The organism is Serratia sp. BNK-17 (assembly GCF_048684935.1).
Classification (GTDB): Bacteria; Pseudomonadota; Gammaproteobacteria; order Enterobacterales; family Enterobacteriaceae; genus Serratia; species Serratia nematodiphila.
On the sequence record NZ_JBLQTR010000001.1, the window covers coordinates 4,364,824 to 4,384,310 of the forward strand.

Annotated in this window: 19 protein-coding genes; 12 read left to right on the forward strand and 7 right to left on the reverse strand. The window is 61.3% G+C overall.

Annotated elements, in window-relative coordinates:
• Window positions 1-16: 16 nt before the first annotated feature.
• Window positions 17-385 (reverse strand): hypothetical protein, encoded by a 369-nt coding sequence (locus tag ACMGF7_RS20715; protein ID WP_015377760.1) that lies wholly within the window; start codon window positions 383-385, stop codon window positions 17-19.
• Window positions 382-978, reverse strand: coding sequence for an NUDIX domain-containing protein (locus ACMGF7_RS20720; protein WP_197763759.1), 597 nt, complete (start codon window positions 976-978; stop codon window positions 382-384). Before ACMGF7_RS20720 ends, ACMGF7_RS20715 begins: the two co-directional genes overlap by 4 nt.
• Window positions 979-1,075: 97 nt before the next feature.
• Between ACMGF7_RS20720 and ACMGF7_RS20725 the strand changes: the two genes are divergently transcribed.
• The 3 genes from ACMGF7_RS20725 to ACMGF7_RS20735 all read left to right on the forward strand — a co-directional run bounded on the left by ACMGF7_RS20725 (window position 1,076) and on the right by ACMGF7_RS20735 (window position 3,621).
• Window positions 1,076-1,831, forward strand: a complete 756-nt coding sequence (locus ACMGF7_RS20725; RefSeq protein WP_049241210.1) for a DeoR/GlpR family DNA-binding transcription regulator — start codon at window positions 1,076-1,078, stop codon at window positions 1,829-1,831.
• A gap of 136 nt (window positions 1,832-1,967) precedes the next feature.
• The gene (gene add, locus ACMGF7_RS20730; RefSeq protein ID WP_273890430.1) at window positions 1,968-2,966 is read left to right on the forward strand and encodes an adenosine deaminase; all 999 of its coding nucleotides are present in this window, start codon (window positions 1,968-1,970) and stop codon (window positions 2,964-2,966) included.
• A gap of 109 nt (window positions 2,967-3,075) precedes the next feature.
• Window positions 3,076-3,621: an AAA family ATPase gene (locus ACMGF7_RS20735; RefSeq protein ID WP_164095046.1), complete on the forward strand. Its 546-nt coding sequence runs from the start codon at window positions 3,076-3,078 to the stop codon at window positions 3,619-3,621.
• A gap of 11 nt (window positions 3,622-3,632) precedes the next feature.
• Here the strand turns inward: ACMGF7_RS20735 and ACMGF7_RS20740 are convergent, their stop codons facing one another.
• On the reverse strand, window positions 3,633-4,637 hold the full coding sequence (locus ACMGF7_RS20740) for a bile acid:sodium symporter family protein (RefSeq protein ID WP_004938453.1): 1,005 nt from the start codon (window positions 4,635-4,637) through the stop codon (window positions 3,633-3,635).
• A gap of 75 nt (window positions 4,638-4,712) precedes the next feature.
• On the reverse strand, window positions 4,713-5,753 hold the full coding sequence (locus ACMGF7_RS20745) for an oxidoreductase (RefSeq protein ID WP_164095045.1): 1,041 nt from the start codon (window positions 5,751-5,753) through the stop codon (window positions 4,713-4,715).
• A gap of 224 nt (window positions 5,754-5,977) precedes the next feature.
• Here ACMGF7_RS20745 and ACMGF7_RS20750 point away from each other — a divergent pair, with 224 nt between their 5' ends.
• The 4 genes from ACMGF7_RS20750 (at window position 5,978) to rsxC (ending at window position 10,015) form a co-directional block, all read left to right on the forward strand.
• A complete protein-coding gene (locus ACMGF7_RS20750) occupies window positions 5,978-6,418 on the forward strand; it encodes a DUF2569 domain-containing protein (protein WP_015377754.1) in 441 nt (146 codons plus the stop codon).
• A gap of 135 nt (window positions 6,419-6,553) precedes the next feature.
• Window positions 6,554-7,135 carry an electron transport complex subunit RsxA gene (gene rsxA / locus ACMGF7_RS20755; protein ID WP_004938443.1) on the forward strand — a complete coding sequence of 194 codons (582 nt, stop codon included), beginning with the start codon at window positions 6,554-6,556 and terminating at the stop codon, window positions 7,133-7,135.
• On the forward strand, window positions 7,135-7,707 hold the full coding sequence (rsxB, locus tag ACMGF7_RS20760; RefSeq protein WP_004938428.1) for an electron transport complex subunit RsxB: 573 nt from the start codon (window positions 7,135-7,137) through the stop codon (window positions 7,705-7,707). The genes rsxA and rsxB overlap by 1 nt, the downstream gene beginning before the upstream one ends.
• Window positions 7,700-10,015 carry an electron transport complex subunit RsxC gene (gene rsxC / locus ACMGF7_RS20765; protein ID WP_306377424.1) on the forward strand — a complete coding sequence of 772 codons (2,316 nt, stop codon included), beginning with the start codon at window positions 7,700-7,702 and terminating at the stop codon, window positions 10,013-10,015. Before rsxB ends, rsxC begins: the two co-directional genes overlap by 8 nt.
• A gap of 33 nt (window positions 10,016-10,048) precedes the next feature.
• On the opposite strand, the gene ACMGF7_RS20770 is transcribed toward rsxC, so the two are convergent.
• A complete protein-coding gene (locus tag ACMGF7_RS20770) occupies window positions 10,049-10,942 on the reverse strand; it encodes a helix-turn-helix domain-containing protein (protein WP_049240172.1) in 894 nt (297 codons plus the stop codon).
• Window positions 10,943-11,307: 365 nt separating this feature from the next.
• Here ACMGF7_RS20770 and rsxD point away from each other — a divergent pair, with 365 nt between their 5' ends.
• From rsxD to dtpA, 5 genes are all read left to right on the forward strand, one after another.
• Complete coding sequence (rsxD, locus tag ACMGF7_RS20775) at window positions 11,308-12,393, forward strand: electron transport complex subunit RsxD (protein WP_048323269.1); 1,086 nt, start codon at window positions 11,308-11,310, stop codon at window positions 12,391-12,393.
• A gap of 9 nt (window positions 12,394-12,402) precedes the next feature.
• Entirely contained in the window at window positions 12,403-13,032 is a 630-nt protein-coding gene (gene rsxG / locus ACMGF7_RS20780; RefSeq protein WP_164095042.1) for an electron transport complex subunit RsxG, read from the forward strand.
• A complete protein-coding gene (locus ACMGF7_RS20785; RefSeq protein WP_049240173.1) occupies window positions 13,029-13,727 on the forward strand; it encodes an electron transport complex subunit E in 699 nt (232 codons plus the stop codon). Before rsxG ends, ACMGF7_RS20785 begins: the two co-directional genes overlap by 4 nt.
• Entirely contained in the window at window positions 13,727-14,368 is a 642-nt protein-coding gene (nth, locus tag ACMGF7_RS20790) for an endonuclease III (RefSeq protein WP_004938407.1), read from the forward strand. The genes ACMGF7_RS20785 and nth overlap by 1 nt, the downstream gene beginning before the upstream one ends.
• A gap of 604 nt (window positions 14,369-14,972) precedes the next feature.
• Entirely contained in the window at window positions 14,973-16,487 is a 1,515-nt protein-coding gene (dtpA, locus tag ACMGF7_RS20795; RefSeq protein WP_021505447.1) for a dipeptide/tripeptide permease DtpA, read from the forward strand.
• A 75-nt stretch (window positions 16,488-16,562) separates the two neighbouring features.
• Here dtpA and ACMGF7_RS20800 read toward each other — a convergent pair whose 3' ends face one another.
• Both ACMGF7_RS20800 and ACMGF7_RS20805 read right to left on the reverse strand, forming a co-directional pair.
• Complete coding sequence (locus tag ACMGF7_RS20800) at window positions 16,563-18,656, reverse strand: prolyl oligopeptidase family serine peptidase (RefSeq protein WP_164095041.1); 2,094 nt, start codon at window positions 18,654-18,656, stop codon at window positions 16,563-16,565.
• 194 nt (window positions 18,657-18,850) lie between these two features.
• The gene (locus ACMGF7_RS20805; RefSeq protein ID WP_015377747.1) at window positions 18,851-19,414 is read right to left on the reverse strand and encodes a helix-turn-helix domain-containing protein; all 564 of its coding nucleotides are present in this window, start codon (window positions 19,412-19,414) and stop codon (window positions 18,851-18,853) included.
• Window positions 19,415-19,487: the final 73 nt, after the last annotated feature.

Consider the following 19,487-nt stretch of genomic DNA (forward strand, 5'->3'; position numbering starts at 1 on the left):
TCTGCCCGCCCCTCGGTTACGCCTGAACAGACGGAATTTCCTCCAGATGACGATAGACCGTCAATCCCCATTCGTTAGCTAACCGCACGTCGTTATCGGCTCCCGCAGATGCCCCTTCGATGCGATACACCGCCTGACACTGCGCAATCAGCCGATGGGCCACCGGGTAAAGAAACGCCTCGCTCACCGCATCGCCAACCTGAGTGGAGCCTGCCGCCGCCGCCAAAGGCAGCGCCAGCCATTCGCCGATCACCGGCACGTGTCCCCGCAGGTAAACCGCCAGCGCCGCCTGTTCCAGGCGCGCCAGATTGGCGGCGATACGCTGCGGATCGCCATCGGTGCCGCTGCGATAGGGGCCGGCGATCAGGATTTGTTGTGCTTTCATCGTTCTTCCTCCAACGTCCGGTTCAAGGCGACAAACTGCAGCAGCATGATGGTCTTGGCGTCAACGATCGCGCCCTGACGAATCGCCTGCAGGGCCTGCGCCAGCGGCAGCTCGATCACCTCCAGATCCTCGCCCTCCGCCGCCACCCCGCCGCCCTCGTTGACGCGATCGCCCACCTGATATTCACCGACGAAAAAGTGCAGCTTCTCGGTGACCGAACCTGGGCTCATGTACGCCTCGAACACTTTCTCCACGTTCTGCACGAAATAGCCGGTTTCCTCTTCCGCTTCGGCTCTGATGCGCGCCTCCGGCGACGCGTTGTCCAGCAGCCCGGCGGCGGCCTCAATCAGCATGCCGTCATGACCGTTGACGAACACCGGAAAGCGGAACTGGCGCGTCAGGATCACCGTCTGCGCCTGCCGGTTGAACAGCAAAATCACCGCGCCGTCACCGCGATCGTAAGTCTCACGGCTTTGCCGCTGCCAGACGCCATCGCGCCGCAGAAAATCAAAGGTGATTTTTTTCAGCAGGTACCAGTCATCGGACAACACCCGGGTTTCGACAATGCGAACCCTGTCTTTGGTGGCTATCATCGGTTTACTCCGCCAGAGGAAGGAAATTGATACTATCGTGCAGTTTCGTGTATAATCAAGATATTTCGTGCAAAACAAATTTGAGGGAAAAATGGCCATGTTGACCAGCCAGCGCAAGAAAATCATCCTGGAGAAACTGGCTCAGGACGGCCAGGTGTTGGCCAAGCAGCTCAGCGAGCTGTTCGGGCTGTCGGAAGACACTGTCCGGCGCGACCTGCGCGAACTGGACGCCGAGGGGTTGCTGCAGCGGGTGCACGGCGGCGCCCTGCCGGTTTCATCCGCCATCGCCAGCTTCGCCGAACGCAATCAGTTGGAATCCGGCGCCAAACGCGCGATCGCCAAAGCGGCGGCGGCGCTGATCGCCCCCGGCCAGGTGGTGATCATCGACGGCGGCACCACCTCCGCCGAGCTGGTCAGGCAGCTGCCGCTCAGCCTGAACGCCACCATCGTCACCCACAGCCCCAGCGTCGCCGTGGGCCTGGCCGATCATCCCACGGTGGAGGTGATCCTGATCGGCGGCCGGTTGTACAAGCATTCGATCGTCAGCGTCGGCGCCGCCGCGGTGGAAGCGATGTCGCATATTCGCGCCGATATCTATTTTATGGGCGTGACCGGCGTGCACCCCACTGCGGGGCTGAGCACCGGCGATCTGGAAGAGGCCTACATCAAGCGCGCGCTGGCGGCCCGCGCGGCGGAAACCGTGGTGCTGGCTTCCGCCGCCAAGCTTAACGCCGCCTCGCAGTATGCGATCGGCGATATTACGCTGGCGCATACCATCATCGTTGAACGCGCCACCGACGACGCATTGATCGCGCCGTTGCAGCAGGCGGGCGTCAGCGTGTTGAAAGCCTGATTCACGACGATAATGCGATACACCTCGCATTATTTGTGATGCAAGTCACTTTTTTATGCAACGAGATGGCAAGTTTCATTCATTTGTTTTTATACTGTTCTGCACTTTACCTACGATAAATTAGCGAGTGCCCAGCATGATCGATCCCCGCCTACCGCTTACCGACATTCACCGCCATCTCGACGGCAACATCCGCGCGCAGACCATTCTCGACCTCGGTCGCCAGTTCAACCTCACCCTGCCGGCCAACGATTTGGAGAGCCTGCGCCCGCACGTGCAGATCACCCACGCCGAACCGGATCTGGTCAGCTTCCTGCAGAAACTGGACTGGGGCGTAGCGGTGCTGGGCGATCTGGACGCCTGCCGCCGGGTGGCCTACGAAAACGTCGAGGACGCAGCCAACGCCGGCCTGCACTACGCCGAGCTGCGTTTTTCCCCTTACTACATGGCGATGAAGCATCAGCTGCCGGTCGCCGGCGTGGTGGAAGCGGTGATCGACGGGATCCGCTCGGGCTGCCGCGATCGCGACATCGAAATTCGCCTGATCGGCATCATGAGCCGCACCTTTGGCGAGGCCGCCTGTTTGCAGGAGCTGGAAGGGTTGCTGGCGCACCGCGACGGCATTACCGCACTGGATTTGGCGGGCGATGAGCTGGGCTTCCCCGGCAGCCTGTTCCTCAGTCACTTCAACCGTGCGCGCGACGCCGGCCTGCGCATCACCGTGCACGCGGGCGAAGCCGCCGGCCCGGAAAGCATCTGGCAGGCGATCCGCGAGCTGGGCGCCGAACGTATCGGCCACGGGGTGAAAGCGGTCGAAGATCCGGCGCTGATGGACTTCCTGGCGGAACACGGCATCGGCATCGAGTCCTGCCTGACCTCCAACATCCAAACCAGCACCGTGCCGTCGCTGGCGCAGCATCCGCTGGCCACCTTCCTGCGCCACGGCGTGCTGGCGTCGATCAACACCGACGATCCGGCGGTTCAGGGCATCGAGATCGAGCATGAATATCGCGTCGCCGCGCCGCAGGCCGGGCTGACGCCGGAAGAAATCCGCACCGCGCAGGAAAACGGCCTGAAGCTGGCTTTCCTCAGCGAGCAGGAAAAACAGGCGCTGCGCGCCAAAGTTCAGGGCTAATCTCCCCAGGCGCCAAACGGCGCCTTCTTCTCATCCCCCGTTTTCTTCCGCCTGCTCGTCTTTATCGCTGTTTTCACCCCATCACTCTGTTGCAAGAGAGGAATTCCGCATGTCTGACAAACTACGCCGTATCGTGCTGACCGGCGGCCCGGGTTCGGGCAAAAGCACGCTCATCGACGTTCTTCATCGCCGCGGTTACCCGCATTCGCAGGAGGCGGGCCGGGCGATTATTCAGGATCAGGTGAGTATTGGCGGCAATGCGCTGCCGTGGGGCGATCGCCAGGCTTTCGCCGAGCGGATGCTCGATTGGGAACTGCGTTCATGGCGCGAAGCGACGGGCGCAACATGCTGGTTCTTCGATCGCGGCCTGCCGGATATCGCCGGTTACCTGACGCTGTGCGGATTATCGATCCCCGCCCCCTTAACAGCGGCGATCGACGCCTTTCGCTATGCCGATACGGTGTTCATCGCCCCGCCGTGGCGAGCGATTTATGCGCAGGACAGCGAGAGAAAACAGTCTTTCGCCAAAGCCGAGCAAACCTATCGGGCGATGGTGGCCATCTATCGCCGTTATGGCTATCGGCTGCAAGAGCTGCCGCGCGCCTCACCCGATGAGCGCGCCGACTTTCTGCTCGACGCGCTGGGCCACCGTTAGCGGCCTGCGGCCTATTTGGCCGCCAGCGCCTCCGCCTCGGCCCGCTGTTTGGCGGTTTTACGCGCATAGCGCTGCGCCAGCACCGCGCACACCATCAGTTGCACCTGGTGGAAAATCATCAGCGGCAGCACCATGGCGCCCACCGCCGCAGCCGGGAATAGCACGTTGGCCATCGGGATGCCGTTCGCCAGGCTCTTTTTCGAACCGCAGAAGACGATGGTGATTTCATCGGCGGTGTTGAAGCCCAGCCAGCGCGCCGCGTAGGTGTTGATCACCAGCACCACCGTCAGCAGCACCAGCGACATCACCAGGATGGTCAGCAGCGACCAGCCGTCGATACGGTGCCAAATCCCTTCCACCACCGCCGCACTGAACGCGGTATACACCACCAGCAGGATCGACGAACGGTCGGTCAGGTTAATCAGTTTGCGATGGCGGTCGATCCACTTGCCGATCAGCGGCCGCGCCAGATGGCCGATCACGAACGGCACCATCAGTTGCAGAATGATTGAGCCAATGGCGTGCAGCACGTCGGTATTGCCGCCCTGGGTATGCATCAACGCCCCCACCAGCAGCGGCGACAGGAACACGCCAAGAATGCTGGACGCTGAGGCGCTGCAGATCGCCGCCGCCACGTTGCCGCCCGCCGCCGAGGTAAAGGCGATGGCCGACTGCACCGTGGCCGGCAGCGCGCACAGATAGAGGAAGCCGAGATAGACCGTCGGCGTCATGATGCCCGGCACCAGCAGGTTCATCGCCAGCCCGAGCAGCGGGAACAGCGCAAAGGTGCTGAGGAACACCAGCAGATGCAGCTTCCAGTGGCTCATGCCGGCGACGATCGCCTCGCGCGACAGCTTGGCGCCGTGCATAAAGAACAGCAGCGCGATGGCGGCGGTGGTCAGGTGTTCAAAGAAGGTTTTCCAGATGCCTTCGCAGGGGAACAGCGAGGCGACGATCACCACCAAAATCAGAACCAGCAAAAATTTATCAATGCGCAAACGCTGCAACCAGGACATGAAACGGATTTCCTTGCACCTAACACCATGAAAAGGCCCGGCGTTGTGCACCGAGCCGCTGAGAAACGGACGGGATCAGGCCACCGGCAGCGCCTGCTGCAGCCGGGCCGATTCCAACCCCAGTTCGATCAATGCCATCACCGCGATGGCGTCGGCGGCCGGCACCGGGTTTTCGCCTATGCCGGTGATCGCGTCGCGCACCGCCGCGTAATAAGCCGGATAATTGCCGGGAATATTGAGCAGCGGTTGCTCCGCCAGCAGATCGTCACGTGACAGCGTCACCACGCCGTCGCGCATGTCATAGCCCCAATCGGCCTGCGGCAAGCGCTCGCCGGCCTTCAGCCGGTCCTCCTGCGGATCGAGGCCGTATTTGACATAGCTGCCGCGGGTGCCGTGCACGACGTAGCGCGGGCTCTCCGCCGCCGCCAGCATGCTGGCGTGCAGCACCACGCGTCGATCGCCATAGTTCAGCAACGCGTGGAAATAGTCCACCGCCTGCGCCCCCGGCCGCAGCTCACCCAGATCGACAAACAGTCGGTCGGGCTTGCCGAATAATTGCAGCGCCTGATCGAGCAGATGCGGCCCCAAATCGAACCAGATGCCGCTGCCGACGCCGCCCTGTTCGCGCCAGCGCTGACGCACCTGCGGCCGGTAGCGATCGAAGTGCGATTCGAAGTACACCACCTCGCCCAGCGAACCGTCGTTCAGCAACGCTTTAAGGGTCAGGAAATCGCTGTCCCAGCGGCGGTTGTGGAACACCGACAGCAGTAAACCGCTCTGCTGCGCCTGCTGTTGCAGCGCCCGAGCTTGTGACAGCGTCACGGTAAACGGTTTATCCACCACCACGTGCTTGCCGGCGGCCAGCGCCTGTTGCGCCAGCGGGAAATGAGTGTCATTAGGGGTGGGAATCACGATCAGATCGAGGGCCGGATCGGCGAACAGCGCTTGCGCATCGCCCACCACCGTCATCGATGGCCAGTCGGCGTGCACTTTGCCGGCATCGCTGCTGGAAACGGCGGCCAGTTCCAGCCCCGGCGTACCGGCGATTAGCGGCGCATGAAAGGTTTTACCGGCGTAGCCGTAACCGACCAGCCCGACACGAATTTTTTCAGCCATGGGATTTCCTCTTGCAGGCTCACGACAGACCCTTTCGATTTGACACCATGCGGCCGGATGGAACAAGAAGTAAATGAGATGTTAATTCGAAGCGAGGCCGGAGTAGCCAAACGTGCGGCCCGGCGTCGCGATGCCGAGCTATCCGCTTGATAGAGATGACGAAGCCTATATTACCCGCTAAGCTATGCCGCCTGTGATCCCCGTTTCAATCAGGAAGCCGTTTTATGTCTCAAGCTGAATACTCTCGTATCGGTGGTTGGTTGCTGGCCCCGCTGGCCTATCTGATCGTTACCCTGCTCAGCGCCAGCCTGATGCTGCTCCTGTACGCCATGGCGATCTTCATGCCCGAGTCGCGCGACTATCTGTTGACCAACGCCCAGGCGTTTACCCTGCAATGGTACTTTTCGGTGCTGACCACGCTCTTGATGTGGGGCTTTACCCTGTGGCTGGTGTTTCTGTTCTGCCATCGGTCGCAGCGCTTCCCTAAACTGTTCTTGTTATGGCTGCTGATCACGGTGATCCTGGCGGTGAAAGCCTTCGCCTTCGCGCCGGTGCCGGATGAAGTGGCGGTGCGCAGCCTCGGCTGGCCGCTGCTGATGGCGGCGCTGCTGGTGCCTTATATCAAGCGCTCGCAGCGGGTCAAAGGCACCTTTACCGAACGTTAAAGGCGGTTGCAGCACGTTTTATCGGGTATTTTGTGTAAATTTTCGCCAAAAAAGGCAATACCCCTGCGAATCATATGTTGTCGTCCGGCCGCCGATTCCCGATAATAGGCGGCTTTTATTTTTTTAGGCATCGCAATGACCGAATACCTGCTCCTGTTTGTCGGCACCGTACTGGTGAACAACTTCGTTCTGGTGAAGTTTCTTGGCCTGTGCCCGTTCCTCGGCGTTTCCAAGAAGCTGGAAAGCGCCATCGGCATGGGAATGGCCACCACCTTCGTCATGACGCTGGCCTCCGTCAGCGCCTGGGTGATCAACACCTTTATTCTGGTTCCGCTGGATTTGGTGTACCTGCGCACGCTCTCCTTCATTCTGGTGATCGCCGTCGTCGTGCAGTTCACCGAGATGGTAGTGCGCAAAACCAGCCCGGCGCTCTACCGCCTGCTGGGCATCTTCCTGCCGCTGATCACCACCAACTGTGCGGTGCTGGGCGTGGCGCTGCTTAACGTCAACCTCGGCTACAACTTCCTGCAGTCCGCCGTTTACGGCTTTAGCGCCGCCGCCGGTTTCTCGCTGGTGATGGTGCTGTTCGCCGCCATTCGCGAACGTCTGGCGGTGGCCGACGTGCCGGCGCCGTTCCGCGGCTCCTCGATCGCGCTGATCACCGCCGGGCTGATGTCGCTGGCCTTTATGGGCTTTACCGGGCTGGTGAAATTCTAATGACTGCGTTGTGGATAGCTATCGCGGCTCTAAGCGCGCTCGGGCTGCTGTTCGGACTGGTGCTGGGCTACGCCGCGCGCCGTTTTGAGGTGGAAGAGGATCCGGTCGCCGAGCAGGTCGATGCGATCCTGCCGCAGAGCCAGTGCGGCCAGTGCGGCTACCCCGGCTGTCGCCCCTATGCCGAGGCGGTGGCCAACGGCGAGATGATCAACAAATGCGCGCCGGGCGGCGAACAGGTGATGCTGAAACTGGCGGAGCTGCTCAACGTCGAGCCGCAGCCGCTGGGCAGCGAAGCCGCCGCCGAGCCGGAGCGTAAAGTGGCCTATATCGACGAGGCCAACTGCATCGGCTGCACCAAGTGCATTCAGGCCTGCCCGGTGGACGCCATCGTCGGCGCCACCCGCGCCATGCATACCGTCATCACCGACCTCTGTACCGGCTGCGATCTGTGCGTCGCCCCTTGCCCTACCGACTGTATTGAAATGAGACCGGTCGCTACCACCACCGCCAACTGGAAGTGGGACATGAAGACGATCCCGGTGCAAGTGATCCACGTGGAGCAACATGCTTAATCTGTTCGCCGCCTTTAAAAAAGACCGGATCTGGGATTTCGACGGCGGGATCCATCCACCGGAAATGAAAACGCAGTCCAGCGGTGCGCCGCTGCGTGTCGCGCCCCTGCCCAAGACCTTTATCATTCCGCTGCAACAGCATCTGGGGCCGGAAGGCGAGCTGTGCGTCAGCGCCGGCGATCGGGTGTTGAAAGGCCAGCCGCTGACCGTCGGCCGCGGCCGCACCGTGCCGGTGCACGCCCCGACCTCGGGCACCGTCAGCGCCATTACGCCGCACATCACCGCGCACCCGTCCGGGCTGACGGAGCTGTGCGTGATTATCGAGGCAGACGGGGAAGACCGCTGGTGCGAGCGCGATCCGGTGGCGGACTATCGCCAATCGCCCGCCGCGGAACTGATTCAACGTATTCATCAGGCTGGCATCGCCGGCCTGGGCGGCGCAGGTTTTCCGACCGCCAGCAAACTGCAAGGCGGCATGAGCGGCGTGGAAACGCTGATCCTCAACGCCGCCGAGTGTGAGCCTTACATTACCGCCGACGACCGTCTGATGCAGGAACATGCCGATCAGATCATTGAAGGCACGCAGATCCTGCAACACATTCTGCAACCCAAGCTCACGTTGATCGGCATCGAAGACAATAAACCGGAGGCAATCGCGGCGCTGAAACAGGCGTTGCGCGGCCAGCCCGGCATTGCGCTGCGCGTCATCCCGACCAAATACCCGTCCGGCGGCGCCAAGCAGCTGACCAAAATTTTGACCGGCAAGGAAGTGCCGCACGGTAAGCACTCCTCCGCTATCGGCGTATTGATGCAAAACGTCGGCACCGCCTTCGCCATCAAGCGAGCGATCGTCGACGGCGAACCGCTGATTGAGCGCGTAGTGACCCTGACCGGCGAGGCGATCGAGCGCCCCGGCAATCTGTGGGCTCGCATCGGCACGCCGGTGCAGCACCTGCTCGACTTCGTCGGTTTCCGCCCGCAGGCGCAGCAGATGGTGGTCATGGGCGGCCCGCTGATGGGCTTCACCCTGCCCGCGCTGAACGTGCCAATCGTCAAGATCAGCAACTGCATTCTGGCGCCGACGGTGGATGAAATGACGCCGCAGGAACCGGAGCAGTCCTGCATCCGCTGCGGCCTGTGCGTAGACGCTTGCCCTGCCGGGCTGCTGCCACAACAGCTGTATTGGTTCAGCCGCGGGCAGGAGCACGACAAGGCGCGCAACCATAACCTGTTCGACTGCATCGAATGCGGTGCCTGCGCGTTCGTCTGCCCCAGCAATATCCCGCTGGTACAGTACTACCGGCAGGAAAAGGCCGAAATCAAGGCTATCGATCTGGAAGCGGCGCGCACCGCCGAGGCCAAGGCGCGTTACGAGGCCAAGCTGGCGCGTCTGGAGCGTGAAAAACTGGCGCGTGAAGAGCGACATAAAAAGGCCGCCGTCAAACTGACCGACGACGATCAGGGCGCAGTGCAGGCCGCGCTGGCGCGCGTGCGCAGCAAGAATGCCGAAGCGGCGGTTACGCCGGTCAACGGCCAGCAGCCGGATAACAGCGAGGTGATCGCTGCCCGCGAAGCACGTAAAGCGCAGGCGCGCGAACGTCGTGCCCAGCTGGCTGCCGAGGTGGAAACGGAAGCGCCACCGGCGACCGCCGGCGACGACGCGCGTAAAGCCGCCGTGGCCGCGGCGCTGGCCCGCGTGAAAGCGCGCAAAGAGGCGCCGGCGGCAAACAACTCCGCCCCGGCGGCAACAGAGGACGATCCGCGTAAAGCGGCCGTTGCGGCCGCCCTGGCGCGCGTGAAGGCCAAAAAGGCAGAGCAGCAGGCGGATGCCCCTGCTCCGGCGGAAACGACGCCGGCTACCGCCGAAGAAGATCCGCGCAAGGCGGCGGTCGCGGCGGCACTGGCTCGCGTAAAAGCCAAGAAAGCGGCGCAACAGGCGGATGCCCCTGCATCGGCGGAACCGGCGCCGGCTGCAGCCGAAGAAGATCCGCGCAAGGCGGCGGTCGCGGCGGCTATCGCCCGCGCCAAGGCCAAGAAAGCGGCGCAGCAGGCGGATGCCCCTGCACCGACGGAACCGGCGCCGGCTGCCGCCGAAGAAGATCCGCGCAAGGCGGCGGTCGCGGCGGCTATCGCCCGCGCCAAGGCCAAGAAAGCGGCGCAGCAGGCGGATGCCCCTGCACCGACGGAACCGGCGCCGGCTGCCGCCGAAGAAGATCCGCGCAAGGCGGCGGTCGCCGCGGCTATCGCCCGCGCCAAAGCCAAAAAAGCCGCCAGAGAATCGCTGGCGGCGGAAACGGAAGACAAATAATGATAGCGGCGCCTGGCTGACGCCAGGCGCCATTTAATCGATAGAAATCAGGTAGGTGTAATCCACTTCAATCTGACGCAGTTTGGATTCAGGATTCCACTCTTTGGTTTGAATGATCTCCATTTCCATACTGCCGTGCACTTTATCCTTCAACCCCGGCATCACATGCGACATCAGGTAGCCGAAAAACTGCAAACACTCTTTCGCCGACCCCTTATGGTTGATAGAGATAAACTCGCGGCTCGGCAAATGGAAGGTGTCTATCTGATGGTTGGAAAGAATATCCTTTCTGTGTTCAGGATCGACCGCCATCACCAGCGTTGATGAGAGCTCATCGCCCTCCCCGGCATGAGGGGAGTAAATGCTGTAAATCCGCCGACAGTCGACGTGCAGCCCCTTGAAGAAGTCGTTGAAAATCTCGTCCTTCATCGCCATGCAGGAAGAGTACTCCAGCTCCTGTTCGGAGGCGAAATCCAGCCGGCGCGTGAAGCCGACCAGCTGCATGTCGGGCAGCGTCAGCCGCTTCACTTCCGGGTAATAACCGGCGCCGTAGCTGGCTTCGAAGTTAAAGCGCGGCATCAGGTTTTTCACGTCCCAGTGCTCCATCGAGCGGTAGCGATTGGGGGTAGTGCCGAAGCGCTGCTTGAACATGCGGGTAAAGGTCTGCTGAGAGTCGAAGCCCAGCTCATCGGAGATATCGATGATGGAGCGACGAGTAATGCGCAACGCCACCGCGGCGCGCGTCAGGATGCGCGAACGGATATAGGTGGCGAGTTGAATGCCGGTAATACGCTTGAATTTACGCTGCAGATGCCACTTGGAATAGCCCGAAATACGCGCGACTTCATCCAGGTTTGGCCGTTTCTCCAGATGTATCTCCACCCACTCAATTAGCTCTTCAATAAAAAAAATGTCTTCATTTGTCATTATTATGGATTCACTGACTCAATAATGTTCGCGATAGTAACCTACACGGATTATGTGAAAGTTGTTATTTTGTGCGGAAATCTGGAGAAAAATGATATCTCATTCAGACGTTTACCCCATTTCCCGCGGTCGATGACGGCGCAAGTTCCACTGACAATTCCTCACGTTAGCCCATTTCCCGGCCAAAAAAAAATCAAATCGCGCCACCCCGATCGCCAGATGTGCGGAAAGCCGAATACCCCTATCATTAAGGCGTATTACCCTCGCATCGAATCAGGTAGAATGCTCGGCTATCATTTTTGCCGCGCCCGCAGTATGGCGCATCGAAACTGCCGCAGGCGCGGCGCAGAAGGTATCGTTACTCTATGAAGTTCAGGCCGGTATCACCCACAGCCGCCAAAGGCTTACACATCGCTAGCTCGCCTTTCACCCACAACCAGCAAAGCACCAGCCGCATTATGCTATGGGTCATGTTGGCGTGCATTCCCGGCATTGCGGCGCAGATTTGGTTTTTCGGCTACGGCGTGCTGATTCAGGTGGCGCTGGCGGCGATCGTCGCGCTGGCTGCAGAAGGCGCGATCCTCAGGCTGCGCAAGCTGCCGGTGCGCAGCCGGCTGGCGGATAACTCCGCCCTGCTGACCGCGCTGCTGCTCGGCATCAGCCTGCCGCCGCTGGCGCCGTGGTGGATGATCGTCATCGGCACCTTCTTCGCCATCGTTATCGCCAAACAGCTGTATGGCGGCCTCGGGCAGAACCCGTTCAACCCGGCGATGGTCGGTTACGTAGTGCTGCTCATCTCCTTCCCGGTGCAGATGACCAGCTGGCTGCCGCCGGATGAACTGCGCGCCGCCGCGCTGTCGCTCCACGACACGCTGCTGGCGATTTTCAGCGGCCATACCGCACAGGGCGCGACGCTGCACGAACTGCAAATGGGCGTGGACGGCATCAGCCAGGCCACGCCGCTCGACGGCTTCAAAACCGGCCTGCGCAGCGGCCACAGCGTGGAACAGGTGTTGCAGCAGCCGCTGTTCGGCGGCGCGCTGGCCGGTATCGGCTGGCAGTGGGTCAACCTCGGTTTCCTGGCCGGCGGCCTGTTTATGCTGGCGCGCCGCCTGATCCATTGGCAAATCCCTTTCAGCATGTTGGCCGCCATCGCCTTCTGTTCCGGTCTGGCCTGGTGGATCGATCCGGCGCATCAGGCTTCGCCGCTGATCCACCTGTTCTCCGGCGCCAGCATGCTGGGTGCGTTCTTTATCGCCACCGATCCGGTCAGCGCCTCCACCACGCCGAAGGGCCGCTTAATCTACGGCGCGCTGATCGGCGTGCTGGTCTGGCTGATCCGCGTCTATGGCGGCTACCCTGATGGTGTGGCCTTCGCCGTGCTGCTCGCCAACATCACCGTCCCGTTAATCGACCACTACACGCAGCCGCGCGTGTACGGCCATCGCTAAGGAGCCGCCATGCTGAATTCCATGAGAAAGCACGGCACCACGCTGGCGGTGTTTGCGGCGGTCACCACCGGCCTGACCGCCGTGGTTTACGCCCTGACGAAAACCACCATCGCCCATCAGGCGGCGCTGCAGCAAAAAGCGCTGCTCGATCAGGTGGTACCGCCGGAAAACTACGACAACATCATGCAGAACGAATGCCTGCTGGTCAGCGATCCGGCGCTGGGCGACGGCGCGCCGCACCGCTTGTACCTGGCGCGCAAAAACGGGCAGCCGACGGCTGCCGCGCTGGAAACCACCGCGCCGGACGGCTACTCCGGCGCCATCAAGCTGCTGGTCGGCGCCGATTTCAACGGCACGGTGCTCGGCACCCGGGTGATTGAACACCACGAAACGCCTGGGCTGGGTGACAAAATTGAACTGCGCATTTCCGACTGGATTTCCTTCTTCAGCGGCAAGAAAATCGACGGCCCGGACGACAAACGCTGGGCGGTGAAGAAAGACGGCGGCATGTTCGACCAATTCACCGGCGCGACCATCACCCCGCGTGCGGTGGTCAATGCGGTGCGCCGCACGGCGTTGTATATGGAAACGCTGCCGCCTAAACTTGAAAGCTTACCTGCGTGTGGAGCCAGCGAATGAGTGAAGCCAAAGAATTAATCGTCCAGGGGTTGTGGAAGAACAACTCCGCCCTGGTGCAGCTGCTGGGCATGTGCCCGCTGCTGGCGGTGACCTCCACCGTCACCAACGCGCTGGGCCTGGGGCTGGCCACCACGCTGGTGCTGACGCTGACCAACGCCTCCATCTCAGCGGTGCGCCGCTGGGTGCCAAGCGAAGTGCGTATTCCGATCTACGTGATGATCATCGCCGCGGTGGTGAGCATCGTGCAGATGCTGATCAACGCCTATGCCTTCGGCCTGTATCAGTCGCTCGGCATCTTTATTCCATTGATCGTGACCAACTGCATCGTGGTCGGCCGCGCCGAAGCGGTGGCCGCCAAGAAGCCGGTCGGCCTCTCGGCGCTGGACGGCATGGCCATCGGCCTTGGCGCCACCGGCGTGATGGTGACGCTGGGCTCGATGCGCGAACTGCTGGGCAACGGTACGCTGTTCGACGGCGCCGACCAACTGCTGGGCGGCTGGGCCAAGTCGCTGCGCATCGAAGTGGTGCATTTCGACAGCCCATTCCTGCTGGCGATGCTGCCGCCGGGCGCCTTTATCGGCCTGGGGCTGCTGCTGGCGGTCAAGTATCTGATCGACGAAAAAATGAAGGCGCGCAAAGCCCGCGCCGCGGCGGCGGAACCGCTGCTGGAACAAGGACGTGCTGAGAAGGCCTGATGAACAAGCAGAAGCGACTGGAAATTCTGACCCGGCTGCGCGACAACAACCCGCACCCGACCACCGAGCTGGTGTACACCACGCCGTTTGAACTGCTGATTGCCGTGCTGCTGTCTGCGCAGGCCACCGACGTGAGCGTCAACAAAGCGACCGCCAGACTTTACCCGGTCGCCAACACCCCCGCCGCCATGCTGGCGCTGGGGGTTGATGGCGTCAAGGAGTACATCAAGACCATCGGCCTGTTCAACAGCAAGGCCGAAAACGTGATCAAAACCTGCCGTATGCTGCTGGAGTTGCACGGCGGCGAAGTGCCGGAAGATCGCGCCGCGCTGGAAGCGCTGCCGGGCGTCGGCCGCAAGACCGCCAACGTGGTGCTCAATACCGCCTTCGGCTGGGCGACCATCGCCGTGGACACCCACATCTTCCGGGTGTGCAACCGCACCCACTTCGCGCCGGGCAAGAACGTCGATCAGGTGGAAGAGAAGCTGTTGAAGGTGGTGCCCGCCGAATTCAAGGTCGATTGCCACCACTGGCTGATCCTGCACGGGCGCTACACCTGCATCGCGCGCAAACCGCGCTGCGGCTCCTGCATCATCGAAGATCTGTGCGAGTATAAAGAGAAGGTTTATCCGGAATCCTGAGTCTGACGGGTGCGGCAAACCGCCCCCGTCGCCGCCACTCCCCCCGCCAGCGCCTCTTTTTTATCGGAAATGTGATATCGCGCAGCAGTAACCCCGGCGTTATCGCGGTTTTCAGTGAAAAACTCAGTGCCGCGTTATTTTCAAGCGAAAAATTAGTCAAAAATTGCGGTGAACGTCACGCTTTCAGGATCACAAGGCGTTCACAAATGCCAGTCCCGTTTTCCTAAATTTCTATAATTTTACAAAACGCTGCATATGCACAACATTCCAATGGATTAACAACCACACATACACTGATGCGCTAAAAAATAGCAATTCAGCAGAATATATCCCTGCTTAAAATCCGTATAGCTTTTAATCAAAACAAAAAATCGGCAAACCATTAAAACCCGAAAGTTAATACTGCATAACATTTGCAACATCGCAGCATAATCCTGCGAGCGTTAAATGTAACCGAATATGACAAACTGCTTGCCACGTTGACAAAGATAGTGAACATTAACCGCCGTCCCCATCCTATAACAACGCAAAAGGATGCCGTTCCGCATCAACTTTTGTACTTTCCCGTCCTCCAAAGACGGGCTGCGAAAAAACAGAGGTACCAGTGTCAACAGCAAACAACCAACACCCGGAGAGCGTTAGCCTTAACGCGTTCAAACAACCGAAAGCGTTCTACCTGATCTTCTCGATCGAACTGTGGGAGCGTTTCGGCTATTACGGCCTGCAGGGCATCATGGCGGTTTATCTGGTCAAGATGCTCGGCATGAGCGAAGCCGATTCCATCACCCTGTTCTCTTCTTTCAGCGCCCTGGTATACGGCTTCGTCGCCATCGGCGGCTGGCTGGGCGACAAGGTGCTGGGCGCCAAACGCGTGATCGTGCTCGGCGCACTGGTGCTGGCCGCCGGTTACGCCATGGTGGCCTACTCCGGCCACGACATCTTCTGGGTTTACATGGGCATGGCGACCATCGCCGTGGGCAGCGGCCTGTTCAAGGCTAACCCGTCCTCCCTGCTGTCCACCTGCTATGAGAAAGATGACCCGCGCATCGACGGCGCTTTCACCATGTACTACATGTCGGTGAACATCGGTTCCTTCTTCTCCATGCTGGCCACCCCGTGGCTGGCGGCGAAATACGGCTGGAGCGTGGCGTTCTCCCTGAGCGTGGTCGGCATGCTGATCACCCTGGTCAACTTTATGATGTGCCACAAGTGGGTGAAGGAAAACGGCTCCAGACCTGACTTCAAGCCGCTGCATCTGCCGAAGCTGCTGATGGTGCTGGTCGGCATCGTGGCGTTGATCGCCGTGTCCAGCTGGCTGCTGCACAACCAGGTGATCGCGCGCTGGGCGTTGGCCCTCGTTTCCGCCGGTATCGTTCTGGTGTTCGCCAAGGAAACCTTCGCCCTGCACGGCGCCGCACGCCGCAAGATGATCGTCGCCTTCCTGCTGATGCTGGAAGCGGTGGTGTTCTTCGTGCTGTACAGCCAGATGCCAACCTCGCTGAACTTCTTCGCCATCCATAACGTGGAACACAGCATCTTCGGCGTCGCCTTCGAGCCGGAGCAGTATCAGGCGCTGAACCCGTTCTGGATCATGCTCGCCAGCCCGATTCTGGCCGCGCTGTATAACAAAATGGGCGATCGCCTGCCGATGCCGCACAAGTTCGCTTTCGGCATGATCCTCTGCTCCTGCGCCTTCCTGGTGCTGCCATGGGGCGCCAGCTTCGCCAACGAACAGGGCATCGTGTCGGTCAACTGGCTGATCCTGAGCTACGCGCTGCAGAGCATCGGCGAGCTGATGATTTCCGGCCTGGGTCTGGCGATGGTGGCACAGCTGGTGCCACAGCGTCTGATGGGCTTCATCATGGGCTCCTGGTTCCTGACTACCGCCGCCGCCGCGCTGATCGCCGGTAAGGTTGCCGGTCTGACCGCCGTGCCAAGCGACATCAACGACGCGCACGCTTCGCTGGCCATCTACAGCCATGTGTTTATGCAGATCGGCATCGTCACCGCCGTCATCGCTATCCTGATGATGCTGACCGCGCCGAAGCTGTACCGCATGACGCTGGACACCACCGAAGACGCCAATCGGCAAGCGCAGGAAGCCACTGCGGCTCGCTGACCGCCGGCGGATTGAGCGTAAATAAAAACACCGGGGTTAACGCCCCGGTGTTTTTTTATGCCGCAAGAAAAAGGCTTACGCTGACTTGGGTTTGCCGCTCAGGTTGGCCCACATGAATTCGCTTACCAGTGCGCTGTGGAACGCCGCCTGGTGCTTGTCGGCGGCGGCGCTGTGCCCGCCTTCGGTATTTTCATAGAAATAGGCCTGCTGATACCCCATCGCCTGCATGCGCGCCGCCATTTTGCGGGCGTGGGCCGGGTTGACCCGATCATCGCTGGTCGCGGTATAGAACAGCACCGGCGGGTAGGCCGTCTGCGCCTGAATGTTGTGGTATGGCGAGAAGGTCTTGATGTAGGTCCACTCCTCCGGCTTGCTCGGATCGCCGTATTCGGCGATCCACGACGCGCCGGCGGAAAGCTGGGTATAGCGCTGCATGTCCAGCAGCGGCACTTCGCAGACGATGCAGCCGAACAGCTGCGGATACAGCGTCAGCATATTGCCCACCAGCAGGCCGCCGTTGCTGCCGCCGCGTGCGCCGAGATGCGGCGCCGAGGTCACCTTGCGTGCGATGAGATCTTCGGCCACGGCGGCGAAATCCTCATAGGCGCGATGGCGGTTCTGCTTGAGCGCCGCCTGATGCCAGGCCGGGCCGTATTCGCCGCCGCCGCGGATGTTGGCCACCACGTACACCCCGCCGCGCTCCAGCCAGGCCGGCGCCTTGCCGCCGAGATAGCCCGGCAACAGCGGCACCTCAAACCCGCCGTAGCCATACAGCAGCGTCGGCGTGCTGCCGTCCAGCTTGAGATCTTTGGCGGCGATCTGGAAATACGGCACGCGGGTGCCGTCCTTGGAGCGCGCGAAATGCTGGCTGACCTGATAGCCGGCGGCGTCAAAGTCCTGCGGCGCCTGTTTCAACAGCGTCGCCTTACCGCCGTCGAGATTGCCCATATACAGCGAGGTCGGCTGCAGGAACCCGCTGACGGTCAGGAAATAGGCGTTGCTCTCTTCGTCGATGCCGCCGGCGGAAAGGGTGCTGATGGCGCCGGGGTTGCCCAGCGGACGACGCTGCCAGCTGCCGCCCTGCGGCGTCAGCACCTCCAGCCGGTTGACCACATTATCCATGATGCTGAGGATCAGGTGATCGCGGGTGCCGCTGTAGCCGCTCAGCGCCTGCTCCGCCGTCGGGGTAAACAGCAGCTGCAGTTCGCGCTTGCCCGCCAGATAGTCATCGAAGTTGGCCGCCAGCAGCGCGCCGGACGGATAACGCTTGCCGCCCACTTCCCAGTCGCTGCTCGGTTTGATCAGCAGCCATTCCCGATGCGTGTCCAGCTCGGCGTCGGACGGGATGTCGATTTTTTTCTGCCGACCATCCTGAGCCAGCAAGAAATAGTCACGGCGATAGAAGTCCAGGCTGCGGCCGACGAAATCGCGCTCAAAGCCCGGCGTGCGGTCGTGATAGGCGAAGACCGCCATGTCTTCGGGCTGCGCTTCATACAGCGTTTCGGCGGCGCTCAGCGGCGTACCGCGCCGCCAGCGTTTGGCGATGCGCGCGTAGCCGGACTGGGTCATCGAGCCGGGGCCGAAATCGGTGGCGATGAACAGCGTGTCCCGATCGACCCAGGAAACCCGGCTTTTCGCCACCGGCACGTTGAAACCGTCTTTGACGAAACGTTTGGCAACCAGATCGAATTCGCGGATTTCGGTGGCGTCACCGCCGTCCGGCGACAGCTGCATCAGGCAATAACGGTATTCCGGCGCCAGCGGTTGCGAGCCCTGATAAACCCAATCCTTGCCCTCCGCTTTGCCCAACGCATCGATATCCAGCACCGTCTCCCAAGCCGGTTTGGCCTTGCGGTACTCGTCCAGCGTGGTGCGCCGCAGCAGGCCACGCGGGTTGGCCTGATCCTGCCAGAAGTTGTAATAGTACTCGCCGCGTTTGCTCACCCACGGGATCTGGGTGTCTTTATTGAGGATATCCAGGACTTCGCGCTCAATGCGCTGAAAGTCTTCGCCCTGACCGAAACGTGCCACGGTGCGTTGATTTTCCTGCTGCACCCAGTGCAGCGCTTTTTTACCCTGCAGCTCTTCCAGCCACAGGAATTCATCGCCTGCGGCCGCGCCGCCCTCCGCCGCCATCGCCAGGCGGATACTGTTAGGTAATGAAGTCATCGCGAATACGGCTCCTGCGGTTTGCGCACTGAGTTTAATGAACTGACGTCGATTGGTGACCGGCAAAATCAAGCTCCTTTTGAGTCGGCTGCAACGCCGCCCCGTCATGGGCGACAGCCTGTGAAATAAGAGTCATTTTCAACAAGGTAGGCGTTTGGCGGCGCGGAGTCAAAGCCCATGGCCGCCGCGTTGAATCAGGATTGAGGATAGTGGATCAGATCGTGGATGCGCACCGTTTGCGAACCGGCGTTGCGGTAAGCGTGCGGCCGATCGGCCTGAAAGCGCATCGCCTCGCCGGCCGCCAGGCTGTGCCAAGCGCCGTCTATCGCCAATTCTAATCGGCCGCTGATCACGATCACATGCTCGATCACGCCCGGCTCATGCGGCGACGATTCGCTGAGCGCACCCGGCGCGAGATCGATGACGAACATATCGAAACCCAGCTGGCGATCGTAGGGAAACAGCGGCACCACGCGCATGTCGGCGTTGTCCTGATCGTATACCGGCAGATCGCCATAGCGGTGCAACGTCGCCTGCTGCTGGGCGGGTGAGGCCTCAAGAAAGGCGGAAAACGCCACGTTGAAACCGGTGGCGATCTTCCACAGCGTCGCCACCGTCGGGCTGGACTCGCCGCGTTCAATCTGCCCGAGCATCGCCTTGCTGACGCCGGTGTATTCCGCCGCCTGCGTCAGGCTCCAGCCGCGCTGTGCGCGCAGCGTGCGAAGGGTGTGCGCCAAATGGCCGGCCAGTTCCTGCATCCTGTTCTCCTCTGCGTATCGTGCCCGATTATACCCGCTTGTGCGCTATAGCGCACGGTGCTATGCTGATTTC